The 16996-nt window shown below is 72.1% G+C and carries 13 protein-coding genes and 1 pseudogene; 9 read left to right on the top strand and 5 right to left on the bottom strand.

What is annotated here, in order from left to right; all coding sequences use genetic code 11:
- Positions 1 to 178: 178 nt before the first annotated feature.
- Entirely contained in the window at positions 179 to 2152 is a 1974-nt protein-coding gene (locus tag HHL10_RS19200; RefSeq protein ID WP_169162011.1) for a hypothetical protein, read from the top strand.
- A 68-nt stretch (positions 2153 to 2220) separates the two neighbouring features.
- On the opposite strand, the gene HHL10_RS19195 is transcribed toward HHL10_RS19200, so the two are convergent.
- The 3 genes from HHL10_RS19195 to HHL10_RS19185 all read right to left on the bottom strand — a co-directional run bounded on the left by HHL10_RS19195 (position 2221) and on the right by HHL10_RS19185 (position 5683).
- Positions 2221 to 2700, bottom strand: coding sequence for a hypothetical protein (locus tag HHL10_RS19195; RefSeq protein ID WP_169162010.1), 480 nt, complete (start codon positions 2698 to 2700; stop codon positions 2221 to 2223).
- A 192-nt stretch (positions 2701 to 2892) separates the two neighbouring features.
- Entirely contained in the window at positions 2893 to 3696 is an 804-nt protein-coding gene (locus HHL10_RS19190; RefSeq protein ID WP_169162009.1) for a glucose 1-dehydrogenase, read from the bottom strand.
- Between the two features lie 145 nt (positions 3697 to 3841).
- Positions 3842 to 5683, bottom strand: coding sequence for a glycoside hydrolase family 15 protein (locus HHL10_RS19185; RefSeq protein WP_169162008.1), 1842 nt, complete (start codon positions 5681 to 5683; stop codon positions 3842 to 3844).
- 81 nt (positions 5684 to 5764) lie between these two features.
- Between HHL10_RS19185 and HHL10_RS19180 the strand changes: the two genes are divergently transcribed.
- From HHL10_RS19180 to HHL10_RS19160, 7 genes and pseudogenes are all read left to right on the top strand, one after another.
- Positions 5765 to 6742 (top strand): alpha/beta fold hydrolase, encoded by a 978-nt coding sequence (locus HHL10_RS19180; RefSeq protein ID WP_235971646.1) that lies wholly within the window; start codon positions 5765 to 5767, stop codon positions 6740 to 6742.
- A 35-nt stretch (positions 6743 to 6777) separates the two neighbouring features.
- Positions 6778 to 7938: a metallophosphoesterase gene (locus HHL10_RS19175; protein WP_169162007.1), complete on the top strand. Its 1161-nt coding sequence runs from the start codon at positions 6778 to 6780 to the stop codon at positions 7936 to 7938.
- Positions 7935 to 8360 carry a hypothetical protein gene (locus HHL10_RS30630; protein WP_235971644.1) on the top strand — a complete coding sequence of 142 codons (426 nt, stop codon included), beginning with the start codon at positions 7935 to 7937 and terminating at the stop codon, positions 8358 to 8360. Before HHL10_RS19175 ends, HHL10_RS30630 begins: the two co-directional genes overlap by 4 nt.
- A pseudogene (locus tag HHL10_RS31225) lies at positions 8279 to 8551 on the top strand (family 43 glycosylhydrolase); the annotation flags it as partial. The gene HHL10_RS30630 and the pseudogene HHL10_RS31225, both read left to right, overlap by 82 nt.
- Positions 8552 to 8557: 6 nt before the next feature.
- Positions 8558 to 9307, top strand: a complete 750-nt coding sequence (locus tag HHL10_RS19170) for a family 43 glycosylhydrolase (protein WP_310734631.1) — start codon at positions 8558 to 8560, stop codon at positions 9305 to 9307.
- A 34-nt stretch (positions 9308 to 9341) separates the two neighbouring features.
- On the top strand, positions 9342 to 9905 hold the full coding sequence (locus HHL10_RS19165; protein WP_169162006.1) for a hypothetical protein: 564 nt from the start codon (positions 9342 to 9344) through the stop codon (positions 9903 to 9905).
- Between the two features lie 87 nt (positions 9906 to 9992).
- Positions 9993 to 10607, top strand: a complete 615-nt coding sequence (locus HHL10_RS19160) for a DsbA family oxidoreductase (protein WP_169162005.1) — start codon at positions 9993 to 9995, stop codon at positions 10605 to 10607.
- 269 nt (positions 10608 to 10876) lie between these two features.
- Here HHL10_RS19160 and HHL10_RS19155 read toward each other — a convergent pair whose 3' ends face one another.
- Together HHL10_RS19155 and HHL10_RS19150 are read right to left on the bottom strand one after the other, a co-directional pair.
- Complete coding sequence (locus HHL10_RS19155) at positions 10877 to 13603, bottom strand: PAS domain S-box protein (RefSeq protein WP_169162004.1); 2727 nt, start codon at positions 13601 to 13603, stop codon at positions 10877 to 10879.
- A 202-nt stretch (positions 13604 to 13805) separates the two neighbouring features.
- Positions 13806 to 15341 carry a sigma 54-interacting transcriptional regulator gene (locus HHL10_RS19150; RefSeq protein ID WP_169162003.1) on the bottom strand — a complete coding sequence of 512 codons (1536 nt, stop codon included), beginning with the start codon at positions 15339 to 15341 and terminating at the stop codon, positions 13806 to 13808.
- Between the two features lie 264 nt (positions 15342 to 15605).
- Between HHL10_RS19150 and HHL10_RS19145 the strand changes: the two genes are divergently transcribed.
- On the top strand, positions 15606 to 16937 hold the full coding sequence (locus tag HHL10_RS19145) for a D-amino acid dehydrogenase (protein WP_169162002.1): 1332 nt from the start codon (positions 15606 to 15608) through the stop codon (positions 16935 to 16937).
- Positions 16938 to 16996 lie beyond the last annotated feature (59 nt).

Here is a 16996-nt window from a genome sequence, read left to right as displayed (position 1 = left end):
AATCGGCCGCAAGCAGGCCAGTCGGTATCCCAAGGACGCGTTGGCGTCGTGGCGCCTGCATCGCCCCTGATGTGCTGGCGTGGGGCCGCCTGGGTCCCCGCCTGCGCGGGGATGACGATGTAGGAGGCGAAGCGGCCCAGCCACCGACGACGCCCTGAAATCCACATAGTCCGCCCCCATGGCCGAAGCCGAGGACGTCCTTGTCGATGCCGCCCGCCACGCGGTGGACTGGGTGCAGTCGCGCCGGGTGCGCGCACCCGGCGCGGCACTGGGCCTGGCCGAGCTGGCGCCGCGGCTGGACCTGCTGCTGCGCGCGCTGCACGGTAGTTCCTTCCCGCTGCGCATGGCGCAGCCGGGCGCGCCGCCGACGCTGCTGGCGCGCTGGTGGCGCGGCGCCGCACGGCGTCCCGCCCTGCCAGGCACCGACGGCATGCGGCTGTGGCTGCCGCCCGAGCTGCCGAGCGTCGCTGAAAACGACGTCCCCGCGCTCTACCGCGCCATGGCCCTGCAGCAGGCGGCACGGGCCCGGCGCGGCTCGCCGCAGCTGGCCGCGACGCTGGCGCCGGCCGAGCGCGACGCCTTTCTGCTGCTGGAGACGCTGGCGGTGGAAGCCGAGCTGCTGCACGCCCTGCCCGGCCTGCGCGGCGCGTTGCAGGCCCTGCGCGACGCGGCGCTGCGGCGGCGGCCCGAGCCGCGGGCGCTGCCCGCCGCCTTCAGGCGGCTGGAGGACGCCTTGCGCGTGCGCTGGCAGGCGCCGCTGGAGGCCACCGCGGCACCGCCCCCGGCCGAGCTGCTGCCGCAAGCCCGGGTGCTGGTGGCCGGTGAGCCCGGCGCGCGGCTGCACGCGGACTGGTGGAGCGGCGAATGGCGCACGCCCGAAGCGGGCGCCTCGGTCCCGTCGCGACCCGGCGCGGCGGCGCCGGACGAGGCTGACCAGCCCCCCCCGCGCAGCGCCCGGTTGCAGCGCCGCCCGCGCGTGCGCGAAGCACAGGAGGGCGAGGACGACGCGGCGCCCGGCGCCTGGATGGTGCAGACCGCGCAGCCGCACGAGAAGGCCGAGGACCCGGCCGGGCTGCAGCGGCCGGCGGACCGTGACACCGACACGCCGGCGGCCTCGCACGCCGAGTCGCTGGCCGAGCTGGACGCGGCGCGACTGGTGCGCACGCCGCAGCGCGCGCCGGAGGTGCTGCTGTCGGACGACCCGGTAGGGGCCACACCCGAAGGCGGGCGCCGGCCGGCGGCGGCCACGGCCGGGGCGCAGCGCTTCGAGTACCCCGAGTGGGAGCACCGGCGCCAGGCCTACCGCCATCCGGGCGCGACGGTGTGGGTGCATGCGGCCGTGCCCGGCCCAAGCGGCTGGGTGCAGCGCACGCTGCGCGAGCAGCATGCGCTGCTGGAAGGTTTAGTCCGGCGCTTCGAGCTGCTGCGCGCGCGCCGCATCACGCTGCGCGCGCAAGCCGAGGGCGAGGAGGTGGACCTGGACGCGCTGGTGCAGGCGCGCGCCGACTTCCGCGCCGGGCTGCCGCTGAGCGAGCGCGTCTACCGCAGCCAGCGCCTGCTGCGGCGCGACCTGGCCTGCGTGCTGCTGGTGGACGTGAGCGGTTCCACCGACGGCTGGCTGGCGGGCAACCGCCGCGTCATCGACGTGGAGCGCGAGGCGCTGCTGCTGCTGGCGCTGGCGCTGCAGCGCCTGGGCGAGCCGCACGCGCTGCTGGCCTTCAGCGGGCGCGGCGCCCAGGGCGTGGCGCTGTGGGAAATCAAGGGTTTCGAGGAGCCCGCCGGCGAGGCGGTGCTCACGCGCATCGCCGGCCTGGAGCCGCAGCACTGCACGCGCACCGGCGCAGCGCTGCGCCATGCCTCGTGGCTGCTGTCACGACGGCCGGAGCACCACCGGCTGCTGCTGCTGCTGTCCGACGGCAAGCCGCAGGACGACGACGGCTACGAGGGCGCGGCGGCGGTGCAGGATCTGCGCCGCGCCGTACTGGAAGCGCGCGCCCTGGGCCAGCAGCCCTTCGCCCTGACCATCGAGCGCCAAGCCGCGGCCTGGATGCCGCAGGTGTTTCCGCCGGGCCACTGGGCGCTGCTGCAGCAGCCCGAGCGGCTGCCGCTGGTGGTGTTGCAGTGGCTGCGGCGATTGCTGGCGGCGGGGTGAGGCCGATGGCAGCCCTCGTTGGCCGCCGTCCCGAATACTGGGGCCCCTCGAATTCCGCAGCGATCAAACTACGAGTTATCTTCACCGCCCGTCGGATTGGGCGGCAATTTCTCAGTATTGGAAGCAGCCCCTCCCGCCAGCGGGCCGGAAGAATCCGACCAGCCGTCTACACCTTCAAGGTTCACCATATCACTCATGACCTGCTGCACCACCTTGACAATGACTTCGGGGCGCGAATCGTTCTCAGCCAAGTCAAAAATCCACCGACGGAAATCAATGAATTCACTGACAATTCGCCCACTCACCGGAGAATCCGCCGTGCGGGCAAGGTTATGCAGGGCATTATCAAATCTGTAGACCAAACTCTCGAACCCGGAAGCCCAGAACAGCGCCCTGGCTCGCTGATTCCTGGTAAATGCCGGGTCATTCAATTTTTCCTTTTGGCGCAGCGCTTCAACAGCCAAGGCATCGCGCACTGACTGCAATGGCGGCATCAAATCCGCCATCCGCCGCTGTTCATTTGCACCCATTGACATGGAAATTGCCATGATATTGATAACTGCGTTTTGCAGTTCCTTGTTGAACCGCTAACCAAGGTCCGTGCACAGACTTTGCAATCCTTCCTGTCGCCGACTCAATAACGAATAACCCGACTCTGGCCTGGGCTTCACCACTTGCCATCAACAGTGGAAACGGCGGGCAATGGCTCCAACGGCAAGGGTTTGAACCGTGCATCGCCTTCACCCCCCGTCCCTGAACCCCGGATACAGCCCCATCCCGCCGTCGATGACCAGCGTGGCGCCGACCACGTAGTCGGAGGCGTCGCTGGCGAGCCAGACTGCGGCGCGGGCCACGTCCTCCACCTCGCCGACGCGGCCGTAGGGAATGAGGCTCAGCAGCTTCCGGTGCTGGAGCGGGTCCTGCACCACCTCGCTGTTGATGGCCGTGGCGATGGCGCCCGGCGCGATGCCGTTGACGCGGATGCGCTCGGCCGCCACTTCCTGCGCCAGCGACTGCATCAGCAGCTTCACGCCGCCCTTGGAGGCGGCGTAGTTCACGTGGCCGGCCCAGGGAATGAACTCGTGCACCGAGCTCATGTGGATGATCTTGCCCGCCGCGCGCGAGACGTCCGCGCACACGCCCTGGCGCCGGAACTGCCGCACGGCGGCGCGCGCGCACAGGAACTGGCCGGTGAGGTTGGCGTTCAGCACCTCGGTCCACTGCGCCAGCGTCATCTCGCCGAAGGGCGCGTCGCGCTGCAGTCCGGCATTGGCCACCAGGATGTCGAGCCGCCCGAAAGCGTTCAGCGCGGCTTCGAACAGCCGCTCCACCGCGGCCTCCTCGCCCACGTCGGCGCCCACGGCGATGGCCTGCCCGCCGCGCTCGACGATGCGCCGGGCCAGCGCCTCGGCCGGCTCGCGCTGGCTGCGGTAGTTCAGCACCACGGCGGCGCCGGCCTCCGCCAGGGCCTCGGCCACGCCCGCGCCGATGCCCGAGCTCGCGCCTGTCACCAGGGCCACCTGCCGCTGCAAGCCGATGTGCATGGGTTCACTCCCCGTCCGTAGAGGTTTGCTGCTCGCGTTGGACAAATGCCGTTCGGGCTGAGCCTGTCGAAGTGCCTGCATGTCAGCGCCTGCCCTTCGACAAGCTCAGGGCGAACGGGAAATTCCATCTGCCAGCGCACTGAATTCATCCACCGCGGGCCCAGGTGGCCGGGCCTTCCTCGATGACGCGGTTGAGCGCATGCGCGGCGCTGATCAGCGCCAGGTGCGTCAGCGCCTGCGGAAAGTTGCCCAGCTGTGTGCCGCTGGGGCCCAGTTCCTCGGCGTAGAGGCCGAGGTGGTTGGCGTAGGTCAGGATCTTCTCGAACAGCAGCCGCGCCTCGTCCACCCGGCCGGCGCGTGCCAGGCACTCGACGTACCAGAAGGAGCAGGGCGTGAAGGCCCCTTCCTGACCCTGCAGCCCGTCGATGTTGGCCTCGCCGCCGGCGTCGGTGGTCGAGTAGCGCGCCACCAGCCCGTCGATGGTCAGCTCGCGGCGGATGGCCTCCAGCGTGGACAGCCAGCGCGGATCATTGGCGCTGACGAACTTGACCATGGGCATCAGCAGTGCCACCGCGTCCAGCGTCTCGCCGCCGCGGTACTGCACGAAGGCCTGCTTCCGCGGGTTCCAGAACTCGGTGAGGATCTGCGAGGCGATGGCGTCGCGCGTCTGGTACCAGCGCGGCAGCGGCGCCGGGCGCGCGAAGCGGCGCGCCATGCGCAGCGCACGGTCCAGCGCCACCCAGCTCAGCAGCCGGCCGGAAAGGAAGTCGCGGCGCGGGCCGCGGATCTCCCAGATGCCCTCCTCGGGCTGGTCCCAGTGCTCGCACCACCAGTCGATGCGCTGCGACAGCGCCTGCCACACGTCGATGGAGGCCGGCACGCCGTGCATGTCGGCCATGTAGATGGCGTCCACCAGCTCGCCCAGCACGTCCAGCTGCAGCTGACCCGCCGCCGCGTTGCCCACCCGCACCGGGCGCGAGCCGCGGTAGCCCGCGAGGTGCGGCAACTCCATCTCCTGGCCAACATGGCTGCCGTCCACGGCGTAGAGGATCTGCGGCACCGCGCCGCCGTTGTACTCGCCGATGCGGTCATGCGCCCAGCCGATGAAGGCTTCGGCCTCGCCGGTGTAGCCCAGGCGCATGAGCGAGTAGACGGTGAAGGCGGCGTCGCGGAGCCAGCAATACCGGTAGTCCCAGTTGCGCTCGCCGCCCACGTGCTCGGGCAGCCCGAAGGTGGCGGCGCCGATGATGGCGCCGTGGTCCGCCGAGGACAGCAGCTTCAGGATCAGCGCCGAGCGCTGCACGATCTCGCGCCAGCGCCCGCGGTAGCTGGAGCGCTCGCTCCAGCCACGCCAGAAGGCCATCGTCTCCTGGAAGGAGTTCGTGACGAAGGCGCCCAAATCGCCCTCGCTGGGCCGCTCGCGCACGCACTCCATCACGAAGGCGGCCTCGTCGCCGGCACCCAGCTCGATGAGCGCGCGCACGTCGCCGTCCTGCACCGTCAGGTCCACCGTGCTGCGCAGGCGCAGCGGGCCGATGGCCTCCCGGGCGCCGAACACCGCCATGCGAGCGCCCTCCTCCAGCCGCGCCGGCAACCGGGTGCGGGCGTAGTCGAAGCGCGGCGCGCAGGTGACGTGCAGCGCCAGCCGGCCGCGCACGCCGTGGATGCGCCGCACCAGCGCGCTGCGCGGCGCGCCGGTGGCGGACAGCGGCATGTAGTCGGTGACCTCGGCCATGCCGGCCTGCGACATGAAGCGCGTGACCAGCACGTTGGTGTCGGGCAGGTACATCTGGCGCGTGCGCATGTCCTCGCCCGCGGGCGAGATGGAGAAATGACCGCCGTGCTCGGGGTCCAGCAGCGCCAGGAACACGCTGGGCGAGTCGAAGCGCGGGAAGCAGAAGAAATCGACGCTGCCGTCGATGCCCACCAGCGCCGCCGTGCGCAGGTTGCCGATGACGCCGTGGGATTCGATGTCCGGGTAGTTCACGGGGAGTACCGGGCAAAACCCGTTCCGTGGCTGGAACCGCGCTTGCTGCAGCCGCGCCGTCCGCCCTTTCCGGAGGCCGCCATGCGTCCTGTGCCGAAGCTCGTCGTCGCCACCGCTACCCTGGCCGCCCTGTACGCCGCGCTGTCCAGCCGCGGCGCCGGGCGCCTGGTGGCGCGGGCACAGGACTTCGTCGGCATGGCCGGGCTGCCGCCAGCTGGCCCCCGCCCCGCCTATGGCGCGAACAGCGTGCCCGCGCCGGTCCTGGAGGTGGACGGCATCCCGGTCCACGTCGAGGGCCAGGGCGACGAGGTGCTGCTGATGCTGCACGGCTGGCCCGACACCTGCCGGCTGTGGGACGCGCAGGTGGCCGGACTGCGGGAGCAGGTCCGCTGCGTGCGCTTCACGCTGCCGGGCTTCGACCCCGCGCGCGGGCCACGCCCCATGTCGCTGGCGCAGACGCTGGACCTGATCGACCGCGTGGCCGAGGCCGTGTCGCCACACCGGCCGCTGACGCTGCTGCTGCACGACTGGGGCTGTGTCTTCGGCTACGAATACGCGCTGACGCATCCGGCGCGGGTGCGAGGGCTCATCGGCGTGGACATCGGCGACGCGGGCTCGCGCGCGCATGCCCGCTCGCTGACGCTCGCCGACAAGCTCATGGTCGCCTCCTACCAGCTCTGGCTGGCCGCGGCCTGGCGCATCGGCGGCGCGGCCGGCGATGCCATGTCGCGGTACTTCGCACGCATCGCCCGCGCGCCCGCAGACCCGGACGCTGTCAGCTGCGCCATGAGCTATCCCTACTACCTGGCGTGGACCGGCGCCTATGCCGACATCGCCCGGCGCATGCGACGCGGCTTCGAGCCGCCCTGCCCGATGCTCTACCTCTACGGCCGGCGCAAGCCGCTGATGTTCCATTCGCCGTCCTGGGCGGCGGCGCTGGCGCAGCGGCCCGGCCACCGGGTGGTCGCCCTGGACGCCGGGCACTGGCTCATGCTGGAGCGGCCGGCCGAGTTCAACCGGGCGGTGCGGGACTGGCTCGCCACGGACCACGGCCGATGAGCCGGCCATCGCGCGCGCCGCGCTAGCGTCCGGGCATGAGACGCTTCTTCACCCCGTTCTTCATGACGCTGACCGCCATCGTCGTGCTTGGCTACGCCTACCTCGCGTGGCGGTTGGCCGAGACGGCGGCGGGCCGGCTGCTGCTGCTGGTGCCCGCGCTGCTGGTCTGGTCGGTGCCCATCATCTACTGGGCCGGCGGGCGCGAGAGCCGCGGCCGGGCCGACGAGCTGATCCATGCCGCCGCCTATGTGTGCGCGGGCTGGCTCAATTTCCTGCTGCTGTGCGCGCTGGTGCGCGAGCTGCTGCTGGGCCTCACCTGGTTGGTCGGTGCGCAGGCGCTGCACGCGCGCATCCAGACCGAGGGCGTGCCGGTGGTCTTCGGCGCCTCGCTCGCGGCGCTGGCGCTGGGGATGCTGGTCGCGCTGCGCGGGCCGAAGCTGCGGCGCGTGGCCGTCCCCATCGCCGGGCTGGACCCGGCGCTGGAGGGTTTCACCGTCGCGCAGATCAGCGACCTGCACGTGGGCCCGACCATCGGCGAGCGCTACGTGCGCCACGTGGTGGAGCGCTGCAACGCGCTGCGGCCGGACCTGATCGTGCTCACCGGCGACATCGTCGATGGCTCGCCGCAGCGGCTGGGGCGCCACGTGGCGCCGCTGGGCGCGCTGCGGGCGCGGCACGGCGTGCTCTTCATCCTCGGCAACCACGACTGCTATTCCGGCGCGGGCCGCTGGATCGCGCATTTCCGCTCGCTGGGCCTGCGCGTGCTACTCAACGAGGCGGCGCTGATCCGCCATGGCGGGGCGCCGCTCGTGGTCGGCGGCGTGGTCGATCCGGCGCTGCAGCTGTCCGACCCGGGGATACGGCCACGCCCGGACCTGGCCGCCGCGCCGGAGCTGGGCCCGGGGCTGCGCGTCCTGCTGGCGCACAACCCGGCGCTGGCCGAGCTGGGGCGCCAGGCCGGCTTCGACCTGCAGCTCTCGGGCCACACCCACGCCGGCCAGTTCTTTCCGTGGACGCTGGCCGTGCGCATGGTCCATGCGCCGCACGTGGTCGGGCTGTCGCGGGCGGGGGACATGTGGGTCTACGTCAACCCCGGCACCGGCAGCTGGGGCCCGCCGGTGCGCTTCGGCTCCACGACGGAATTGACCTTGCTCACGCTCACGCGCGCTGCCACGCGCACGGGCGCTGCGACATGACGCGTATGGACGCCTACCGCATCGAGGTCAGCACCGAAAGCAACGCACGCCGCTTCCTCGTGACCGGACCCGACGGCACCTGCCGCGACTACCGGCTCCCCGAAGCCTCCCACCCGGCCTACCTCGACTGGCACGCCGCCCTGGCCCGGGACTTCGGCACCCGGCTGCCGCTGAACCGCCGCCCGGCCGCGCCGCCCACGGGGAGCGCCCGCTTCCAGGCCCTGATCGTTGACAACCTCTCGCCGCGCATCCTCTACGGCTATGGCGACCCGGCGGTGCTGAAGGTGGAGACGGCTATTGGGCCGTCGTCACCTCCAACGACGCGCCCGACGCCTTCCCCATCCTGCGCGCCCGGCAGCTGGAGCACTGGGAGCCGGCGGGCTTCGTCTTCCCGCGCGGACACGCGCCCGCCTGGGCGCTGAGCGGCGCGGAAGGTGGCGATTTCTGGGCGCCGGAGCTGCACCGCTTCCCCGATGAATCCCGCGTCTGCTTCTGCGCCCGCCAGCGCGCCGGCGGCGACTTCGCCATCGGCCTGGCCCGCGCCGCCGCGCCGGACGGCCCTTTCACGCCCGACCCGGCGCCGCTGCTCACGGGCAACGTCATCGACCCGCACCTGCTGGTGTGCTCGGCCGACGAGGCCTACCTGTTCTGGAAGGAGGACGCCAACGACCACTGGCCGCGCCGCCTGGCGGCGCTGCTGCGGGCCGAGCCTGAGCGGGTAAATGAACTGTTCCTCACCGAGGAGGACCGCCGCACCGCCCGCCTCGCCGCCGCGCTGCAGCCCTGGGCCGAGGCCTGCGCGCCCATGGAGCGCTTCTTCACACTGCAGACGCTGATCGAGGCCGTCACCGCCGACTGGGCCGGTTTCAGGCGGCGGCTGGCGCAGGCCCGGGACGCGGTCGAAGCGGCCACGGCAGGGGCCATCGACGACATCCTGGGCGCCATGAGCACCCCCATCTTCGGCCAGCGCCTGTCGCCCGACGGGCATGCACTGGTGGGCGAGCGGCGGGTGGTGCTGCGCAACGACCAGGACTGGGAGGCGCACCTGGTCGAAGGCGTGTGGGTCAGCGAGCACGCGGGGCGCTTCTACCTGTTCCATGGCGGCAACGACTTCTCGACCGCCGACTACGGCATCGGCGTGGCCGTGGCCGACGCGCCGCTGGGCCCGTACCGCAAGCAGCCCGGGCCGCTGCTGACCTCGACGCCGGACTGGGCCGGCCCCGGCCACCCCTCGGTGGCGCCGGGCCCGGACGGGCAGCCGCTGCTGTTCCTGCACGCCTTCTTTCCCGGCGCGGCGGGCTACAAGCGCTTCAGGGCGTTGCTGGCCCTGCCCATCGCCTTCGAGCCGGACGGCGTGCGGCTGCGCTGAGGGCCCCCGATGAGCGCCACGTATGCTTCGCCGCATGCGCATCAACAGCGAAGCTCACCTGAAAAGCCCGGTGCGGCCGTCCATGGACCCGCGCCCGCACCGTCTCCGCCGAGCCCATGTCGGCCTGCTGCTGGCCGTGGCCCTGGTTGCCGGTTGCGCCAGCCGTCCCGCGCCGAAGCTGCCCATCGAGCAGCTTGAAGCCGTGGGTTGGCACATCACGGAACGCCCCTGCGAGACGCCGCTGCGCGTGGAGCGCCAGCGGCAGCCCAATGCCCACGACCCCAAGGTCATGGACGAGGTGATCGAGACGCACTGTCCCGGCTGGGTGGCGACCGTGTACGAGGCCAGGACCACGCAGCCGCCCAAGCTGCTGCCGGTGGGCGTGCGCATGACGGGCCCGCATCCGGCGCTGCCCGCGGGGCTGCAGGTGGGCGCTTCCGAAGCCGAGGTGCTGAAGCGGCTGGGCCCGCCCACGCTGCGCGACCCGGCCGCGCTGGCTTACCGCCTGGGGCCGGACCGCCCGGACAGCGACCAGCTGCGCTTCATCGTGCGCCAGGGCAAGGTCACGGCCATCGAGTGGGCCTGGTACATCGACTGAAGCCCGCCTCCCGCCCGGCCTGAGTGGGCGCCCGCCTTGCCCCAAAGCTGCCACGGGCACGGTGGCCCACAGCAGGAGGCATCGGGCATGGGCGTGGAAGTCAAGGTCTGGTCGGACTTCGTCTGTCCGTTCTGCATGATCGCGGAGCAGCCGCTGCTGGAGGCGGTGCGCGAGTCCGGCCTGGACGTGCACATCGACTGGATGCCTTTCGAGTTGCGCCCCTGGCCGACGCCGACGCTGCGGCCCGAGGAGGGCTACCTGCAGCGGGTGTGGCCGCAGTCGGTGTACCCGCTGGCCGAGCGCCACGGCGTGAAGCTGCGGCTGCCCAGCGTCTCGCCCCAGCCCTACACCGCGCTGGCCTGGGAGGGCTACCAGTTCGCGCGCGAGCAGGGCAAGGGCTCCGAGTACAACGACCGCGTGCTGCGCGCCTTCTTCCAGGAGGACCAGGACATCGGCCAGCCCGAGGTGCTGGCCCGGCTCGCCGGCGAGGTGGGGTTGGATGAAGCCGCGTTCGGCGAGGCGCTGGCGCAGCGCCGCTACCGTGAGGCGCATGCGCGCGCGCTGGCCCAGGCGCGCGCCATGGGCGTGACGGCCGTGCCCACCTTCATGATCGGTCGGCGCCTGTACCCGGGCGCGCAGAACAAGGAGGTGTTGGCGCGGGCGCTGCGGGCGGCAGCGGGAGAGGCGGACCCGGCGTTCTAGGAGGAGTGGGCTCGTCCCACGCAGCCGGCTTGGCCGCCCATTCCGCCTATCCCGCCTATCCCGCTTGCTTCCGCACGCCGCGCCGCCGGTTTCCGCTCGCCCGCAGCGCGGGAGAGGGGCAGGGGTGAGGGTTGCAGCCTCAAGACCGCGAAGCCACGCGCCAGCGTCAGGCCCTCATCCCTGCCCCTCTGCCACTTCATGGGCCGAGGAGTTGGAGACGCCCGTACTTCGGCGCAACGCCTCAAATCCGCCTGGGCCTGCCTGTGCCTCTACGACGCCGGCGCCGCGCTGGGCCGCCCCGTTCCATCGGCCGCCTCCCGGCGCGCCCGCTGCCGCAGCAGCGCGCCGATCTGCGCCGCGCTGGCCGGCTTGACCAGGTGCGCGTCGAAGCCGGCGGCCTTGACGCGCCCGCGGTCCTCGCGCCCGCCGAAGCCGGTCAGCGCCACCAGCAGAACCTGCCGCAGCTCGGGCACCGCGCGCAGCCGCCGCGCCACCTCGTAGCCGTCCAGCCCCGGCATGGCGATGTCCAGGAAGACCACGTCCGGCCGGTGCCGGCACGCGGCCGCCACGGCCACGTGCGGGTCGTGCACGACGGCCACCCGGTGGCCGTCCAGGCGCAGCTCCTCGCCCAGCAGCTCGGCGGCATCGCGGTTGTCATCGACCAGCAGCACGGCCAGCGGCTGCAGCCGGGCCTCGACGCCTTCACCCGCTGACGCCGGCTCGCCGGACGGCAGCAGGGGCAGCTCCACGTAGAACGAGGCACCGTGGCCCAGCCCCTCGCTGTGCGCCCAGGCGCGCCCGCCATGCATCTCCACCAGGCTGCGCACCACCGACAGCCCGATGCCCAGGCCCGGCTGGAGCCGCTGCAGCTCGCGGTTGAGCGTGCTGAAGCGCTCGAAGGCCGTCTCGATGCGCTCCCGCGGCAGGCCCAGGCCGCTGTCGCGCACCTCCACCAGCGCCGTGGCCGCGCCCCGCACGCTCAGCGACACCTCGATGGCGCTGCCCGGCGGCGAGTACTTGCTGGCATTGCCCAGCAGGTTGCCGATGGCCTGGCCCAGCCGCGTCGCGTCGCCGCGCACCGGCACGGCCTCGGGCGGCAGTACCACGCCCAAGCGCTGCCCGGCGGCCTCGACCTGGCCCTGGTGCGCCTCGACGGCATCGCCCACGATGCGGCGCAGGTCCAGCGGCACGGGCTGCAGGGCCAGCCGCCCCTGCGTGATGCGGGCCACGTCCATCAGGTCGTCGATCAGCCGCACGATGTGCGTGAGCTGACGCTGCATCATCGGCAGCGCCCGCTGCGCCGCGGCGCTGTCGGGGGCGCGGCGCAGGATCTCCAGGCCGGTGCGCAGCGGTGCCAGCGGGTTGCGCAGCTCGTGCGCCAGCGTGGCCAGGAAATCGTCCTTGCGCCGGTCGGCTTCCTGCAGCGCGGCATTGAGCCGCGAGTTCTCCATCTCGGCCTGCTTGCGCTCGGTGATGTCCACCACGCTGCCGACGTAGCCGAGGAAGCGGCCCTGCGGGTCCAGGCGCGGCACGCCCAGGTCGATGCACCAGCGCCAGCCGCCGTCGGCGGTGCGCACGCGGTAGTCCAGCTCGAAGGGTTCCCGGCGTGCCAGCGCGTCCTTGAAGCGGGCTTCGACGGCGACCTGGTCCTCGGGATGCACGGCACGCACCCAGCCCAGGCCGAGCACGGCCTCGGCCGGCTGGCCGGTGAGCTCGCGCCAGCGGCGCGACAGGAAGGTGCACAGGCCCTGGGCATCGGTGACCCACAGGATCGCGGGTGCGGCATCCGCCACCTCGCGGAACCACTCCTCGCTGGCGCGCAGCGCCTCCTCGGCGCGCTTCATGTCGGTGACGTCGAAGGACGAGCCCACGTAGCCGCCGAAGCGCCCGTCGCGCTCGGCCTGCGGCAGCCCCACGGTCTTGAGCCAGCGGTACTCGCCGTCCTGCCGACGCAGCCGGAACTGCGCCTCGAAGCGGGCGCGCCGCTCGTAGGCTGCCTGGTAGGCGGCCAGGTAGGCCGCCGCGTCGCCCGGGTGGATCGCCTCGGCCCAGCCCATGCCCAGCAGCCGCGCCGCGGGCTTGCCAACGAAGCGCGCGTACTCCTCGTTCACGAAGACCGTGCTGTTGGCATCGGCCTGCCAGATCAGCACCGGCGCGCTGTCGGCAATGGCCCGGAAGCGCGCCTCGACCTGCAGCCGCACGAAGTACTTGAGCAGCAGCACCAGCAGCACCAGTGAGCTCAGCGCATGCTCGATGCGCCCCAGGTACCAGCCGGCGGTGTAGCGCTGGCCGGCCACGACCTGCAGGCCCAGGCCGATGGCGTTGCCCCACAGCACCACGCACAGCCCCAGGTACAGCGGGTCGGACAGCAGCCGCCCGCGCAGGATCAGCCCGACGGCCAGCAGGGCCGCCCCGATGGCGGCCAGGCTCAGGGCCAGGCCCGCCGCCGGAAACACGCCGGGCGCGCCGGAGAAGTAGCTGGGCATCCCCGGCAGGTGCGCCAGCGTCAGCAGGCCCAGCACGGCGGCCGCCACGCCCGCCTCACCCAGGCCGCGCCGGCCCTGGCCCGGCGCGGCGCGCTGCTGCGTCCGCACGCCCCACAGCAGCAGCGCCATGAAGCCGAGCTGCCAGGCCTGGTACAGCCAGCCGACGGCGCCATCCACGCTGCCCAGCACCGGCCGGCCGGGCAGCACCGCGCCGGGAAAGTGCAGCAGGTGCAGCAGCGCCATCAGCCCGCCGTACAGGTAGGCCAGCGCCAGCACGCGCACAGCCCGCGACTCGCGCGCCTCGTGGCGCAGCAGCGCATAGGTCAGGAAGTCCGCGATGGCCACCGCGACGGCGTAGAGGCCCGACAAGTGCGGCAAGGGCGTCCACGGCGTTGCGATCCGGGGCAGCAGCGCCAGGCCGCCGAACAGCAGCGCGGCGCACAGGCCCAGGACCAGCCGCTGGTCCCGGGCGCTGGTTTCGCCCTCGTGGGCAATGAAGGTGTGGAACAAGAAGATCCCCCGGCTGATTGCGTTTTCTGCTGCTCAGCGAGGACTCCGTTCGCCCTGAGGTATCGAAGGGTGAACGGCCGCTGCTGTACGGCCGCCATCGCAGCCTGCCCTGAGGTATCGAAGGGTCAGGGCGAACGGATCATTTCGCGACCGCAGTGGAGTCGGAATGACGCTTGTGCAGACGAAGATTCGCTGCCCAAGCCTAACCCGCCCCGATGCCGTACCTGCGCAGCCGCTGCGCGATGGCCGAGTGCGAGGCCTTCAGCCGCTCGGCCAGCTTGCGCGTGGACGGGAACTGCGGATAGAGGCGTTGCAGCAGTGCCTTCTCGAAAGCCCCCACCGCCTGCTCCAGGCTGTCCACCTCCTCCAGCGCCGGCGCGCCCGGGGCGGCCTCGGCCCCGGCCAGCTCCAGGTCGCCCACGTCGATCACCGCCGCCTCGCTCATGGTCACGGCGCGGAAGATCACGTTCTGCAGCTGGCGCAGGTTGCCGGGCCAGGGATTGGCCAGCAGCGCGGCGCGGGCCGCGGCGCTCAGCCGCGCCGTGGGCCGCCCGGTCTGGGCACAGGCTCGCGCGAGGAACACCTCGGCCAGCGGCACGATGTCCTCGACGCGCTCGCGCAACGGCGGCACCTGCAGGTGCAGCACGTCCAGACGAAAGAGCAGGTCTTGCCGGAAGCTGCCGGCCGCGGCCATCTGCTCCAGCGCGCGGTGCGTGGCGCTGATGATGCGCACGTCGGCCTTGAGCTCGCGGTCGCCACCCACGCGGCGGAAGCTGCCGTCGTTGAGGAAGCGCAGCAGCTTGGCCTGCAGGTAGGGCGACATCTCGCCCACCTCGTCCAGGAACACCGTGCCGCCGTCGGCCAGCTCCAGCAACCCGGGCTTGCCGCCGCGCAGCGCGCCGGTGAACGCACCCGGCGCATAGCCGAACAGCTCGCTCTCGGCCAGGTTCTCCGGCAGCGCCGCGCAGTTGAGCGCGAAGAAGGGTTCGCCACGGCGCCGGCTGCTGGCGTGGCAGGCATGGGCCAGCAGCTCCTTGCCGGTGCCGGTTTCGCCGTGGATGAGCAGCGGCGCATCCACCTGCGCCATGCGCGCCGCGCGCTGCTTGAGCTGCCGGATGGCCGGCGACTGACCCAGGATGGTCTCGAAGCCACCGGCGCTGTAGTTCTGCAGCGCGCTCAACCGCTCGCCGATGCGGTGCGGCGCATGCAGCGTCAGCACCGCGCCGGCCACCATGCCGCCGGGCTCGCGCAGCGCCACGCTGTCCAGCATGAAGGGCTCGCCGGCGATGTGCACCTCGCGGGCCGGCAGCCGGTCGCCACCGGAGCGCAGCGCGTCCACCAGCGCCGCGTCGCCCAACAGCGCCTTGAGCGACAGCCCGATCAGCCGCTGCTCCGGCAGTCCGCTGGCCGCCACGGCCGCGGCGTTCGCCACGACGATGACGCCCTCGGCATCCACGGCCAGCACCGGGTCCTGCTGCGACGCCAGCAGCGCGTCCAGGTACAGGCGCCGCCGCACGCCGGGCAACATGGCCAGCACGTCCACCGACTCCACGCCCGCCACCTCCAGCAGCTCGCGCCGCAGCTGCTCCAGCCCGGCCGCGTCCAGCGCCGGGGCCTCGATGTAGACATGCGGCGGCTCCACCTCCACCGCCGACACGTTGAGCGCGCGCCGTGCCAGCTTGGCGAGGATCTCCTGGGCGATGCCGACCCGGTCGGCAATGGCGACATCGATGCGCATGGCGTGGGCCGTATTGAATCTAATACAGCGTATTGGAACCGATACACCGTCACCAAGTGCTTGTCGATCAATCCTTTTTGCCGTCCAGCACACCCTTGCTCCCCCGCCGGTGTATCGATTCGCGTACACCCACTACCGCACCCCAGCTGGAGAATTGCGCTAAGTCATTGATTTATTTGGACTTTCATTTCTGGCACGGCCATTGCGAAGGGAGGCGTGACGCGTCCCCCTCGGGGCGCCCTTCTTCTCTACAGGACGACGGACATGCGGGTATTGGTGCTGGGCAGCGGTGTGATCGGGACCTCGGTGGCGTATTACCTCGCCCGTTCCGGCCATGAGGTGACGGTGGTGGACCGGCAGCCCGGTCCGGCGCTGGAGACGAGCTTTGCCAATGCCGGCGAGGTCTCGCCCGGCTACTCCTCGCCCTGGGCCGGCCCGGGCGTGCCGCTCAAGGCCATCAAGTGGCTGCTGATGCACCACCGGCCGCTGGTGATCAAGCCCTCGCTTGATCCGGCACTGTGGCGCTGGATGCTGGCGATGCTGCGCAACTGCACCGAGGACGCCTACCGCCTCAACAAGAGCCGCATGGTGCGCCTGGCCGAGTACAGCCGTGACTGCCTGCGCGCGCTGCGCGAGGAGACGGGTATCCGCTACGACGAGCGCGCGCAGGGCACGCTGCAGCTGTTCCGCACCCAGAAGCAGCTCGACGCCACCGCCTCGGACATCGAGATCCTGAAGCAGTACGGCGTGCCCTTCGAGCTGCTGGACCGCGCCGGCTTCGTGCAGGCCGAGCCCGGCCTGGCCGACACGCAGCACAAGTTCGTGGGCGCGCTGCGCCTGCCCGGCGACGAGACCGGCGACTGCTTCAAGTTCACGCAGGCGCTGGCGCGCATGGCCGAGGGCCACGGCGCGCAGTTCCGCTTCGGCGTGGGCATTCGCGGCCTGGAGCGCATCGGCCGCCGCATCACCGGCGTGCACACCGACGCCGGCGTGCTGCGCGCCGACCGCTACGTGGTGGCGCTGGGCAGCTACTCGCCGGCGCTGCTGGCGCCGCTGGGCCTTGACATCCCGGTGTATCCGGTCAAGGGCTACTCCATCACCGTGCCCATCACCGACGCCGGCGGCGCGCCGGAATCGACGGTGATGGACGAGACGCACAAGGTGGCGGTGACGCGGCTGGGTGAGCGCATCCGTGTCGGCGGCACGGCGCAGCTCTCGGGCTTCGACCTGGGCCTGGCCGAGGCGCGGCGGCGCACGCTGGAGTTCGTGGTCAGCGACCTGTTCCCGCGCGGCGGCGACGTGGCGCGCGCCGAGTTCTGGACCGGCCTGCGGCCGATGACGCCGGACGGCACGCCCATCGTCGGCGGCACCGACATCGACAACCTGTTCCTGAGCACCGGCCACGGCACGCTGGGCTGGACCATGGCCGCCGGCACCGGCCGCGTCATGGCCGACCTCATCAGCGAACGCGAGCCCGAGATCAGCATGGACGGCCTGAGCGTCGCGCGCTATGGGCGCGGCCGGAAGCAAATGCACGTGCCGGCGGCGCAGCCGGCGCTGGCGCGGGCGGGCACGGCGGCGGGGCACGAGCGCTGACTACGCGGCAGCCCGAAGGCCGACACGCAACGTTCACCACTTCGTCATCCCCGCGCAGG

Origin of the sequence: Azohydromonas caseinilytica, from assembly GCF_012927045.1 — a bacterium.
Lineage (GTDB): Bacteria > Pseudomonadota > Gammaproteobacteria > Burkholderiales > Burkholderiaceae_C > Azohydromonas > Azohydromonas caseinilytica.
This window is presented reverse-complemented; position numbering and strand designations above follow the sequence as displayed.

Bases quoted from the DNA above. Each gene is read 5' to 3' on its own strand.
- HHL10_RS19150 (WP_169162003.1), bottom strand. From the start codon at position 15,341: ATGCGCATCGATGTCGCCATTGCCGACCGGGTCGGCATCGCCCAGGAG.
- HHL10_RS19175 (WP_169162007.1), top strand. From the start codon at position 6,778: ATGAGACGCTTCTTCACCCCGTTCTTCATGACGCTGACCGCCATCGTC.
- HHL10_RS19200 (WP_169162011.1), top strand. From the start codon at position 179: ATGGCCGAAGCCGAGGACGTCCTTGTCGATGCCGCCCGCCACGCGGTG.
- HHL10_RS30630 (WP_235971644.1), top strand. From the start codon at position 7,935: ATGACGCGTATGGACGCCTACCGCATCGAGGTCAGCACCGAAAGCAAC.
- HHL10_RS19160 (WP_169162005.1), top strand. From the start codon at position 9,993: ATGGGCGTGGAAGTCAAGGTCTGGTCGGACTTCGTCTGTCCGTTCTGC.
- HHL10_RS19145 (WP_169162002.1), top strand. From the start codon at position 15,606: ATGCGGGTATTGGTGCTGGGCAGCGGTGTGATCGGGACCTCGGTGGCG.
- HHL10_RS19180 (WP_235971646.1), top strand. From the start codon at position 5,765: ATGCGTCCTGTGCCGAAGCTCGTCGTCGCCACCGCTACCCTGGCCGCC.
- HHL10_RS19190 (WP_169162009.1), bottom strand. From the start codon at position 3,696: ATGCACATCGGCTTGCAGCGGCAGGTGGCCCTGGTGACAGGCGCGAGC.
- HHL10_RS19195 (WP_169162010.1), bottom strand. From the start codon at position 2,700: ATGGCAATTTCCATGTCAATGGGTGCAAATGAACAGCGGCGGATGGCG.
- HHL10_RS19165 (WP_169162006.1), top strand. From the start codon at position 9,342: ATGCGCATCAACAGCGAAGCTCACCTGAAAAGCCCGGTGCGGCCGTCC.